At 28.3% G+C, this 11,198-nt stretch carries 12 protein-coding genes and 1 tRNA gene; 12 read left to right on the top strand and 1 reads right to left on the bottom strand.

All coding sequences use genetic code 11. The annotated features are described in order from the left end of the window. Nucleotides 1–159 precede the first annotated feature (159 nt). The 8 genes from KKE07_02750 to KKE07_02715 all read left to right on the top strand — a co-directional run bounded on the left by KKE07_02750 (nt 160) and on the right by KKE07_02715 (nt 6,677). On the top strand, nt 160–843 hold the full coding sequence (locus KKE07_02750; protein MBU4269773.1) for a MotA/TolQ/ExbB proton channel family protein: 684 nt from the start codon (nt 160–162) through the stop codon (nt 841–843). Between the two features lie 9 nt (nt 844–852). Then, the gene (locus KKE07_02745) at nt 853–1,272 is read left to right on the top strand and encodes a biopolymer transporter ExbD (protein MBU4269772.1); all 420 of its coding nucleotides are present in this window, start codon (nt 853–855) and stop codon (nt 1,270–1,272) included. Nucleotides 1,273–1,281: 9 nt separating this feature from the next. Further along, nucleotides 1,282–2,106 (top strand): TonB C-terminal domain-containing protein, encoded by an 825-nt coding sequence (locus tag KKE07_02740; GenBank protein MBU4269771.1) that lies wholly within the window; start codon nt 1,282–1,284, stop codon nt 2,104–2,106. Between the two features lie 22 nt (nt 2,107–2,128). Further along, complete coding sequence (locus KKE07_02735) at nt 2,129–3,457, top strand: hypothetical protein (GenBank protein MBU4269770.1); 1,329 nt, start codon at nt 2,129–2,131, stop codon at nt 3,455–3,457. 125 nt (nt 3,458–3,582) lie between these two features. Next, nucleotides 3,583–5,463, top strand: coding sequence for an ATP-dependent zinc metalloprotease FtsH (ftsH, locus tag KKE07_02730; protein MBU4269769.1), 1,881 nt, complete (start codon nt 3,583–3,585; stop codon nt 5,461–5,463). 106 nt (nt 5,464–5,569) lie between these two features. Continuing rightward, nucleotides 5,570–5,767 (top strand): 50S ribosomal protein L28, encoded by a 198-nt coding sequence (rpmB, locus tag KKE07_02725; GenBank protein MBU4269768.1) that lies wholly within the window; start codon nt 5,570–5,572, stop codon nt 5,765–5,767. A 21-nt stretch (nt 5,768–5,788) separates the two neighbouring features. Next, the gene (gene rpsT / locus KKE07_02720; protein MBU4269767.1) at nt 5,789–6,055 is read left to right on the top strand and encodes a 30S ribosomal protein S20; all 267 of its coding nucleotides are present in this window, start codon (nt 5,789–5,791) and stop codon (nt 6,053–6,055) included. 40 nt (nt 6,056–6,095) lie between these two features. After that, nucleotides 6,096–6,677 carry a VOC family protein gene (locus KKE07_02715; GenBank protein MBU4269766.1) on the top strand — a complete coding sequence of 194 codons (582 nt, stop codon included), beginning with the start codon at nt 6,096–6,098 and terminating at the stop codon, nt 6,675–6,677. 20 nt (nt 6,678–6,697) lie between these two features. Here KKE07_02715 and KKE07_02710 read toward each other — a convergent pair whose 3' ends face one another. Beyond that, nucleotides 6,698–8,161 (bottom strand): HD domain-containing protein, encoded by a 1,464-nt coding sequence (locus KKE07_02710; protein ID MBU4269765.1) that lies wholly within the window; start codon nt 8,159–8,161, stop codon nt 6,698–6,700. Between the two features lie 128 nt (nt 8,162–8,289). Here KKE07_02710 and KKE07_02705 point away from each other — a divergent pair. From KKE07_02705 to murC, 4 genes are all read left to right on the top strand, one after another. Next, nucleotides 8,290–8,365: transfer RNA gene (locus KKE07_02705), tRNA-Ala, on the top strand. A 136-nt stretch (nt 8,366–8,501) separates the two neighbouring features. After that, nucleotides 8,502–9,032: a hypothetical protein gene (locus KKE07_02700; GenBank protein MBU4269764.1), complete on the top strand. Its 531-nt coding sequence runs from the start codon at nt 8,502–8,504 to the stop codon at nt 9,030–9,032. A gap of 17 nt (nt 9,033–9,049) precedes the next feature. Next, complete coding sequence (locus tag KKE07_02695) at nt 9,050–10,198, top strand: pyridoxal phosphate-dependent aminotransferase (protein MBU4269763.1); 1,149 nt, start codon at nt 9,050–9,052, stop codon at nt 10,196–10,198. A gap of 81 nt (nt 10,199–10,279) precedes the next feature. After that, on the top strand, nt 10,280–11,198 hold a 919-nt coding region (murC, locus tag KKE07_02690; GenBank protein MBU4269762.1), incomplete at its 3' end, for a UDP-N-acetylmuramate--L-alanine ligase.

Genomic DNA, 11,198 nt, shown 5'->3' with positions numbered 1-11,198 from the left:
CTATAGAAAATATAAAAAATAATTTAATAAATCCAGAAAAATTAATTTTGTTAAAAATAAACAAGTAACATAAAATTTAAATTTATTTATTATATTGTTATTTTTATTTATACTTCTAAAAATTAACTTTTTAAAATTTAAAAATAAAAAGGATATCTCATGTTAAATTTTATATTTAAATCACCGGCCTGGGTTTTAATAACTCAATCAGATTGGATGACAAAAATAATATTATTAGGCTTATTTGCACTTTCTATTGTTTGCGTTGCAATAATAGTATTCAAATACAAAGAATTAAAAAAACAAAAACTTGAACTAATAGATCTTTTCAAAAATATACGAAATATAAATAATCTAGATAAACTTGTTGAAATCTTACAAACCAATAAACATTTTATAGGTAATCAATTCTTAATAAATAATTTAAGCGATTTAAAGCAATTAATGTCAGAAAAAACTGATTCAACATTAACAAATCAAAATTTCGAGCAATTAGAGATGCTTTCCAATCAGCATATAGACCAAATACTATCAAATAGTGAACAATATTTACCAATACTGGGTACAAGTTTTGCAATATCTCCATTAATTGGATTATTTGGAACTGTGTGGGGTTTAATACACGCTTTCGTAAATATTAGTAATGAAAAATCTGCCGATCTAGCAATTGTTGCTCCCGGTATAGCTGAGGCACTTACAACAACATTAGCAGGTTTAATTGTTGCTATTCCAGCAATGGCTGCATTTAATTATTTTTCAAATGAAATTAGAAGACAAGAACAGATTCTTTTAAATATAACTGACAGATATTTAAATATATTAAAAATTACATATCTTAAATAGGAGGTTTTTATGTCTAAATTTAGAGATAAAAGAAATAAAAGAAAAAGATATGTCGAAATGCCGGCACTTGTTCTTACACCGCTATTGGATACCGCATTAAATCTACTGGTTATATTTATGATTTCAGCTCCAATTATTCAAACGGGTATAAAAGTTGATTTACCTTTTGGTAAAAGCAAAGAAGTTGGAACGCAACAAGAATTGGTGGTCACATTAAGTAAAGATAATAGAATTTTTTTCAATAGTTATCCAATCAAGATAAACGATCTTGTTGATTCAATAAAAAAAGCCATAGCTCAAAAGGATGATTTACCTGTTTATGTAAAAGCCGATGAATCTGTAGCTTATGGTAAAGTAATTGAAATCGTTGATCAGTTAAAATTTGCCGGGGTTAAGTATGTGGCAATGTCAACAAGACCCGTATCTTAATATTAAAATATGAAGAATAAATTAACAAGAAATTATCTAATAGGTTCTGCAATAACCCACCTAATAATAATTTTAATTGCACTTTTTGCGACACACTCCAATAAAAAAATAAATAAACAATTTTTAGTTTTTGGTGCACACTCAAAAAGGCAGTCTCTAGCATTATTCAAATCGCATAAAGATTTTACTCAAACAGATTGGTATGCCAAAAGGCTCTCTCAAGAGTCAAAAGCAAGAAAAACAAGAATAGAACGTAAAAATAAAATTAAGAATAATAAAAAAAAATTATTACAAGAAAAAACACGAACAAAAGCATCCACAAATAATTTAAACAAAAAAAATAACACTTCTTTTAAAGAAGAAATAAAAAAAGAGAAAAAATTACCAAAGAAGCAAAAGCTTGCAGAAAAAATTATAGAACAAAAACAAGAGCCTGCAAAAAAGATTGAACCTGAAGTAATATCTCAAAAGATTGAACAACCTAAAGATATTGAGTCTGAAAATATAGAACAAGAGCAACAATTGTTACAAGATCAACCGGATGACGAAATGCAGATAAATCTTTTAGGCGAAGATGATCAAGAAATAATAAAATATCAAGAAAGTATTCAAAAAGAAGTTTCCAGATTATGGCATCCACCAATAGGAGTTCCAAAAGGATCGGAGTGCATTGTAAGATTTTATATTGATAACAGCGGCAATGTTGAAAAATATGAAATAATGCAAAAATCCAATATTTTAATTTATGATTTAAGTATCACTCAAGTTGCGAAAAAATTTAAATTTGAAGAATCATTATGGGGCAAAAATTTTTCAATACACTTCAGACAGTAGATATAAATTTTTAGGAGAATAAATGTATTTGATATCAATAAAAAAACTTTTACTAATAATATTGTTATTTACAGTCAAAATAAGTGCCGTGACTGATTTACTGTTTGACGTTAACGCTTCAAATATCCAAAATGATAAAATCAAATGTTTAATACTTTTAGTTGGAGAAGAACCAATTAATCCCGATATAAAAGCACAAATATCAAAATTTTGTCAGACTATAGAATATGATATTAAGTTTTCAGACCAAATTGAAACTGAGCTAAAAAAAGCAAAAACTTTGCCACTTGATCAAACTGAAAAAAATTTATTTGAAAATGGTACAAGTCTATGTTTATATATAAAAGATAAAAATCTTAATACAAAAGAAATTGAATTAAAAAATCTATCAAATTTAACTACAATTTATAAAAAAGATTATGAATTTAAAAAAGAAAATTTAATCAAAACAGCACATAAAATAGCTGCTGATACATTGCCATTACTCACAGGAGAACAATCAATAAGTCAATATTATATAGCATATTCAAAAATGATTTCAAATACGCAAAAAAATATTTGCATTGCAGATTATTCATGTAATTTTGAAAATACAATAATTTCAAACAACAAAATAAATGTTGCACCGAGTTGGCACACCAAATTACCAATAATCTATTATTCTCAATTTGATACTAAAAAAATAAATTTAAAATCGTTTAATTTAAAAAATAAAAATAATAATTTAATTTGTGCATATGAAGGCTTAAATATGCAACCGTCTTTTTCAAAAGATGGCTCAAAAGTTTCTCTGTGCTTATCGGGTGGCAGAAATTCGGAAATATATCTTTACGATACTCAAGTAAATAAAAAATTTAATAAAACGGTGTTTAAAAAAATGACAAATAATAAAGGCACCAATGTATCTCCATGTTTACTTGAAAATGATAATTTAATATTTTGTTCAGACTATGAAACAGGATTACCTCAAATTTATATTTTGGATAAAAAAGAAAATACAACAAAAAGACTTACCAATGGTCAAGGATATTGCGCAGCCCCATCTTACTGTGAAAAAAATAATTCAATTGTATATTCCAGACAAGTAGATGGCATATTTCAGTTATTCACATTAAATATTAATGACAAAGTAGAGAAACAAATAACTTTTAATTTCGGTAATAAACATGAACCGGATTTCTCACCATGTGGCAATTATATACTATTTGCCTACGATTTCGAATATACTAAAGGCAGACAAACACAACAAATCGCAGTTTTAAACATAAATAGCGGAAAAATAAGAGTTTTAACACAAAGTCATGCGCCCAAAAATTATCCAAAGTGGAGTAAAAGTCCAATTTCAGTTTAAAAACTAAGTTTTAAAAATAAAAAAATTGTTTTACTTTTTTATTTTTAATAATCTAGTAATATTAGATAATCAAAATATTTGTCTAAAATAAAAATAAATTTTAATTAAATAAAGGTTAATTAATTATGGCAAACAAAAAAAAACCTTCTTTTTTCAATTCTAAAACACCGGATTCCAATAAAAAGGGCCCTAATGCTTTATGGCTACTCTTTGTATTCATTGGAATTGGTTTAGCGTATCTTTTTTGGTATAACAGTACAAACAGACAAATAGATAAGATTAATTATACAGAATTATTAACAATGATTCAGTCTGAAAAAATAAAATCTGTTGTTATTAGTGAACAATATATTAAAGGTGAATTAAAAGATGGTAAAATTTTTGAATGTTATATCATACCATCTGAAAAATTATGGGATTCTTTTAAAGAAAAAAATATAGATATTACTGTAATGCCAACAGAAAAACAAAGTTGGGGCGGATTTATATTCATATCACTGTTACCATTACTTTTATTATTTTTATGGTTTATGTTTATTCGCCAAAGCCAAAGCGGCCAAGGTGGAACCGGTAAAATATTTAATGTTGGCAAAAGTAAAGCGAAATTCTTCTCACCAAATACCATAAATGTAACATTTCAAGATGTTGCCGGTGTACAAGAAGCAAAAGAAGACTTAAAAGATATTGTGGATTTTTTAAAAAACCCGGCAAAATTTGAACGTTTAGGCGCAAAAATACCTAAAGGCATACTTTTGACTGGTGCTCCCGGAAACGGCAAAACTCTTTTAGCAAAAGCTGTCGCTGGAGAAGCTAGTTGTCCATTTTTTAGTATTTCCGGTTCAGACTTTGTAGAAGTTTTTGTTGGCGTTGGTGCATCAAGAGTGCGTGATTTATTTGCGCAGGCAAAGAAAAATTCTCCATGCATAGTATTTATAGATGAAATTGATGCTGTAGGTAGACAACGAGGCATTGGTCTTGGCGGTGGAAACGATGAAAGAGAGCAAACATTAAATCAATTATTAGCCGAAATGGATGGATTTTCCACAGAGCATGGGGCTGTTATTATTTTAGCAGCAACCAATCGACCGGATGTTTTGGATAGGGCACTTTTAAGACCCGGAAGATTTGATAGAACAATAGAAGTTCCATATCCTGACTTGGATAGCAGAAAAAAAATATTGGAAGTTCATACCAAAAATGTAAAATTAAATCCTAATGTTGATCTTGAAAAAATAGCTCGCGGCACACCCGGATTTTCCGGAGCTGATCTTGAAAATTTAATAAATGAATCAGCTCTTATTGCATCAAAAGCAAATAAAGCAGATGTTGAAATTAATGACTTCGAAATAGCTAGAGATAAGATAATGCTGGGTGCAGAAAGAAAAACTTTAGGATTAACAGATAAAGAAAAAGAAAGAACAGCTTATCACGAAGCCGGACATACTTTATTAAACTTATTATTACCAAACACAGATCCATTTCATAAAGTAACAATTATACCAAGAGGACGCGCCTTAGGCGTCTCATGGTCTTTACCTGAAAAAGATCGTGTTTCATTTACAAAATCTGAAATGTTATCAAAAATTATGGTATTAATGGGTGGTAAAATATGTGAAAAAGTATTTTTAAATGAAGAAACAAGCGGAGCTTCTAATGATATAGAAGTAGCAACAAACATAGCTAGAAAAATGGTAACTCAATATGGAATGTCGAGCCTTGGGCCAATAACATTTGATGACACAAAAGAGCATCCATACCTAGGCAGAGATATTCAATCTACGCCTAGACACTCTGAAAAAACAGCCCAATTAGTAGATGAAGAAGTAAGCCATATAATTAAAAATTGCTACAAAGAAGCTGAAGTTTTAATTACAGAAAACAAAGAAAAATTAGAACTTTTAGTAAAAAAATTGTTAGAACAAGAGACTTTACAAGCAGAAGAAGTTTATACACTTTTGAATATAACGCCAAGAATAACCCATGCTTGGAAAAATAACGAAAAGTAAGTAAAATAGGTGTTTTAAAAAAACAGTTTTTCTGTTAATATATAAGACATTAAGATTGTTATTACCACTAAAAATTAAAGTTATGCGTTGAAAGGACACTTTAAAAATGGCAAATATATGTGTTATCTGCGATAAGCGACCACAAGTTGTAAATAATGTGAGTAACGCAAACAACAAAACCAAACGATGGGTATATCCGAATGTTCATGCAATAAGATATACGCTAAAAGGACAAAAAAATGTTCTACGTGGTTCTGTTTGTGCTAAATGCTTAAAATCCGGAAAAATAGAAAAAGTTGTTTAATTTATAAAAGGTTTATTGATCATGGCAAATTTAAAGTCATCAAAAAAAAGAGCTAAAACTAACGAAAAAAAAAGAAATATAAATTTAACTAGAAAATCAGAGATAAAAACTATTATAAAGAAATATAGTGAAGCGATAGCAGAAAAGAATCTTACAGCAGCTAAAGATTTATTGAACATTGCTGAAAGTAAAATCGCTAGAGCTGCAGGTAAAGGCCTATTTAAGAAAAATGCAGCAGCTAGAAAAGTCAGCAGACTTACACAAAAACTTGTTGCTATTCAAAAATAGGCACGTTTTATGTTGGTGGTAATGAAGGCGGAGAAAAAACATGATGAAATCCGGAACAATTGTTTTGGTCGTCGATTCTGTTGATAAGGCAGTAAAGTTTTATACTGAGAAACTGTTTTTTGACATTATCGAATTATCTGTAGAAAAAAATGAAGGGGCCGAAGATATTATTTCTTATGCACACATAAGAAAAGGCAAATGTTTTATTATCTTCAGAGCCCCACACATTGAAGAACTTGCGGAATTTAGTTTCATCAAGAGATGTTCAAGCCGTAGCGTTGGAATATTTGCTGAAATGAAAAAAGGCATAGAAAAATATTACAATAAATGTGAACAAAAAGGCCTACAAATAATTTCACCACTCAAAGACAGTTCTTATGGTTATAAAGAATTTTCACTAAAAGATCCATTCGGCATCAAAATTACATTTGCTCAACCACTGGAATTATATAAAACACCTGAAGAATTTTTACATTCAGGAATATCCAAAAAAGATGTCTCTTCTGATTTTGCAAAAAATAAAGAATTACAAGAAAAAATGATTAAGTACTTAAAGAGTTTTGGAATTCTACGAAGAGCTTCAAAAAAATATACAAAGCTTTGGCTAAAAAAAGCTAAGTAAAAAATTAAATTTAGGCGGTTTCATACCGCCTTTTTTATTTTAAATTTTCTAAGGATAATCTCTTTTAATATTTCTATATCTTTTATATCTTTTTCAATCTGAACTTTATATGCATATTTTAAAATTTCACCCATTTTAGGCCCCTGTTTAATATATTTTAATAACTCTCTACCCATCAAAATTGGTTTTTGTGGTCCATATTCTATTTGTGCTTTTTTTATATTAAATAAAAATTTATTATATATATCTTTATCATAAAGCATAATATCTTCATGTTTCACAAAAGCTCTTTTTAATGGTTTTGTTGATTTAGAATTTCGGCCTCTAATATCTATTAAAAACATTAACCCCAAATGCCTTAAATTTAAGTTTGGGGCTAATTTTAAAGCTAAACGCTTATATGCGCTCAATTTTGTTTTGGATCTTATTAAATCTATAATTCTCGTGTGATACAAAACTAACTTACAAACAGAATCTATTAAACATTTATTATTTGTAATGCGTTTTAAAAATTTTTTAGCAACTGCAACCCCTGCTACTTCATGACCTTTACATGAAAAAGCTTCGTCTGTAACATAGGGCTTTCCAAAATCGTGACATAACGCGCCAAGCATAATTAAAAATTTTTCATTTTCATTTTCATATAATTCTAAACTTGCAGCAGCATCAAGAGCCTGCATAGTGTGCTCAAAAACATCACCTTCAGGATGATAATATTCTTTTTGTTTAACTCCAATTAAATTATAAATCTCGGGAAACAATTCTTTTAATCTATTAATTTCGCCCAGCCATCTAAACCCTAATGATGGCGATTTTGATTTTAATAAAAGTTTTTTAATTTCATCAAAAATTCTTTCTCTTGATATATTTTTTTTATTTTTAAAATCTTTTAAATTTATTTTTTTACAAAGTAAATTAAGATTTTTATCCGGCTCCATTTCAAATCTTCCAATAAATTGCATAACTCTAAAAAAACGTAAAGGATCTTGTACAAACAATTTTTTATCTACATATCTTAATTTTTTTTCTTTTATATCTTTAAAACCACCAAATGGATCTATAATAATATTTTTAAAAATTATATTTTTTTTCAAGCTTAAAACATCTTTTAAATTTATAGCCATTGCATTCATTGTAATATCACGTCTACGTAAAGCATCTTCTATTTTCATATCCGGATTTATGTTAACTTTTGGTTTTCGTCCTATTGAGTCAGTTCTGGGCAATGACCAATCAATATCGTATCCATCAATGTGTAAAACACCAAAACTCTTACCTATTAATCTTACATGTCCAAATTTTTGTAATATAGTTTCAAGTTGCCTAAGAGATATTTTATGTATTTCTATGTCTATATCTTTTATCGTTTTTTTTAACACTAAATCGCGAACCACACCGCCAACCAAATATGGCGTAGCTCCATTTTTTATAAGCATAGCCAAAATTGGCCGTATTTTTTTAATAATCTCTAACAAATTTTTCATTTTAATACCTTAAAGCTAAAATTTTATTTAAATAAAACAAAAATAGTATAAAAAATACTTGCTCTTTTTATACAGTTTTTTTAATATTTACAATATTAAAGTTTATTATTAATGTTTTAATAACTTTTGGGGCTATAGTTCAGTTGGTAGAACGCATGAATGGCATTCATGAGGTCACCGGTTCGACCCCGGTTAGCTCCACCAGTCTTCGCTCTAACGAGCTACGACTGGCAGGCCAGCAATATATGAAAAAAGTTTACAAAATTTGGTGATATTGCGAAATAGTAAATTAGAGCCAAACTTAGAGCTAAATTAATTAATTGTTAAAAAGTGGGGAAAAATGGAGCAAAATACGAAATATTTTATCATGTCTATTTCTATATCATTTGCATTCTTAACATTTATTTTTTTTAACTTTTATCTAAAAAATGATTTTCATACTTCAATTTTAGCAACTATGGTTTTGTGGGCTTTCTATATTTTATGCATACCCGGTTCTCATGGAAAATTAATTCTAGGAGCACCATATAAATTTATTACAAAAAAAACGCTAAAATATCCCGAATTAATAGTTTGGCCACTGGCTGCATTTTTTACAATTTATTCTGTATTATTTTTTAAAAATATATATTTTATATCTGCTTTTACAAATCTATTTTATGTAACAATAACAAATCCATGGCCACATTGGTTAATATTTTTTGTGTCCGGCTTTGGCACTTTTTATCGTTTTATAATTGGTTATGACAAATTTTTCGCTAACAAATATCTTCATTACACATTAAGAACAATAATAATAATCTTTAGTTGTTTTATATTATTTCAATTATCATACAAAGAACTAATTATTTTACTCAACATTTTGGCTTAAATATTCAAGGAAAACAAATGCTTACCATACCTCTTTCCGGTATAAAAAAAATTGAAAGTATTGCTCAAAGCAGCAACGAATATATCTCACTATCTCAAGGTGCTCTAAAAGTTGGCGGTATACCAAAAGAAATAAAAACTCACTTACAAAATATTTTAAATACGGATAAAACAGATTATTACCAAAGTGCCTGGGGAATTTTGCCACTAAGAGAACGTATTTCTAAATTTATTTTTGATCAAGATGGTATTAAAGTAGATACAAACCAAATAATAGTTACTCACGGATGCATAGGTGCATTATCTACTCTATTTTTAACTTTATTGGAACCGGGAGATGAGGTAATAATACCCGAACCAACTTATCCTGCTTATGATAAACTAACAAAATTGGCAAGAGCAAATTCAATATTTGTATCAATGACCAATGATCAAAAAAATTCAAATCAACAATGGTATTTGGATATTGAAAAAATAAAAAAAGCGACAACATCAAAAACAAAAATTTTAATATTTTCAAACCCATGGAATCCATTGGGTATAATTATAGATGAACAAACAATTAAAGAATTGTTGGATTGGTGTGAACAAAATAAAATCTATTTAATTATTGATGAAGCATATAAAGATTATGCTTTTGACAAATCTTATAAATCAACTGTTAAATTTGTAACTAAATCTGAATATTTTATAAACGTAAATACTTTTTCAAAAAGTATGGGTATGAGCGGTTGGAGAGTTGGATATATGGTAATTCCAAATAGTTTAAATATTGCGGTTGGATCAATGCAAGATGCTTTATTAAATTGTACCAACATCCCATCTCAACATGCAGCTCTTTATGCATTGGATCATTATGAATTTACAAAAAAATTTCATGACCAAACTGAAATTAATCTAGATATAACATGTGAAAAATTAAAACCATTGGTAGAAAAAAATATTTTTTCATATCAAAAACCAATGGGTAGTTTTTTTATATTTTTAAAAACCCAATATGATGATTCGGAAAGCTTGGTTCTTGATATATTAAAGCAAGCAAAAGTATCTCTTATACCCGGAAAAGATTTTGGTGACAGCGGAAAACAATTTATAAGATTATGCTTTGCAAGAGAAGCAAATATATTAATAGAAGGTCTTGATCGAATTACTAAATATTTTTTATAAATTAGATTCACAAAAATAACTAGAGAATAAAATGTACAAAAAAAAACGCATATACACTTTATGGGCATCGGTGGAATAGGAATGAGTGGCCTTGCTGAAATATTAAAGCTTCAAGGTTACAATATCTCCGGATGCGACAAAGATACAAATTCTTCAATAATAGAACATCTTAAAAGTATTGGTTGCTCCATTTACCAAAATCACAATACAGAACACATCACCAATGCTGACGTTTTAGTTTGTACTACAGCTATTAATAAATCAAATGAAGAAGTTAATACGGCATTACAAAAAAATATTCCAGTTGTACACAGATCTTTAATTCTTGCAGAACTTATGCGCACAAAATATAGTATTGCAGTATCCGGCGCACACGGGAAAACTACTACTACATCTATGATTTCACACATATTACTTGAATCAAATATCGATCCAACAATAATTGTAGGTGGAATATTAAAAACTATTTCTAAAAACGCTCATTTTGGTAAAAGTGATTTTTTAGTAGCAGAGGCTGATGAATCAGATAGATCTTTTTTGAATTTATATCCAACATTAGCAGTTATAACAAATATAGATAAAGAGCACTTGGAAACTTATAAAGATCTAGAAGATATAAAACAAACTTTTATAAAATTTTTAAATAAATTACCTTTCTTTGGTAAAGCTTTTTTATGCATAGATAATGAAAATGTAAAATCTCTTTTACCAATTAAAAATATAAATGCTATTACTTATGGTTTTACACAAGATGCAAATATAATGGGTGAAATTATAGAAACAACAGCCAATGGCTCGACATTTAATATTTATTTTAATAAAAATTTTATTGGCCAAATGAATTTAAATATTGCCGGAAGACATAATGTTTTAAATGCTCTTGCCTCTATAGGTATTGCATTAGAATTAGATATTCCATTAAAAAAAATACAAGACGCTTTAAAAACCTTTAAAGGCGTTGTTAGACGCTTTGAATTTAAGGGAACTTATAATAAAGCTG

The sequence above is a fragment of the Candidatus Dependentiae bacterium genome (assembly GCA_018897535.1).
Classification (GTDB): domain Bacteria; phylum Babelota; class Babeliae; order Babelales; family UASB340; genus UASB340.
Note: the sequence above shows the minus strand (reverse complement) of the source record. Positions and strands in the feature narration are given on the sequence as shown.

What these genes read in the sequence shown, in the direction of transcription:
- KKE07_02715 (MBU4269766.1), top strand. Translation starts at nt 6,096, where the DNA reads ATGATGAAATCCGGAACAATTGTTTTGGTCGTCGATTCTGTTGATAAG.
- KKE07_02740 (MBU4269771.1), top strand. Translation starts at nt 1,282, where the DNA reads ATGAAGAATAAATTAACAAGAAATTATCTAATAGGTTCTGCAATAACC.
- rpmB (MBU4269768.1), top strand. Translation starts at nt 5,570, where the DNA reads ATGGCAAATATATGTGTTATCTGCGATAAGCGACCACAAGTTGTAAAT.
- KKE07_02700 (MBU4269764.1), top strand. Translation starts at nt 8,502, where the DNA reads ATGGAGCAAAATACGAAATATTTTATCATGTCTATTTCTATATCATTT.
- KKE07_02750 (MBU4269773.1), top strand. Translation starts at nt 160, where the DNA reads ATGTTAAATTTTATATTTAAATCACCGGCCTGGGTTTTAATAACTCAA.
- KKE07_02695 (MBU4269763.1), top strand. Translation starts at nt 9,050, where the DNA reads ATGCTTACCATACCTCTTTCCGGTATAAAAAAAATTGAAAGTATTGCT.
- KKE07_02735 (MBU4269770.1), top strand. Translation starts at nt 2,129, where the DNA reads ATGTATTTGATATCAATAAAAAAACTTTTACTAATAATATTGTTATTT.
- rpsT (MBU4269767.1), top strand. Translation starts at nt 5,789, where the DNA reads ATGGCAAATTTAAAGTCATCAAAAAAAAGAGCTAAAACTAACGAAAAA.
- ftsH (MBU4269769.1), top strand. Translation starts at nt 3,583, where the DNA reads ATGGCAAACAAAAAAAAACCTTCTTTTTTCAATTCTAAAACACCGGAT.
- KKE07_02745 (MBU4269772.1), top strand. Translation starts at nt 853, where the DNA reads ATGTCTAAATTTAGAGATAAAAGAAATAAAAGAAAAAGATATGTCGAA.
- KKE07_02710 (MBU4269765.1), bottom strand. Translation starts at nt 8,161, where the DNA reads ATGAAAAATTTGTTAGAGATTATTAAAAAAATACGGCCAATTTTGGCT.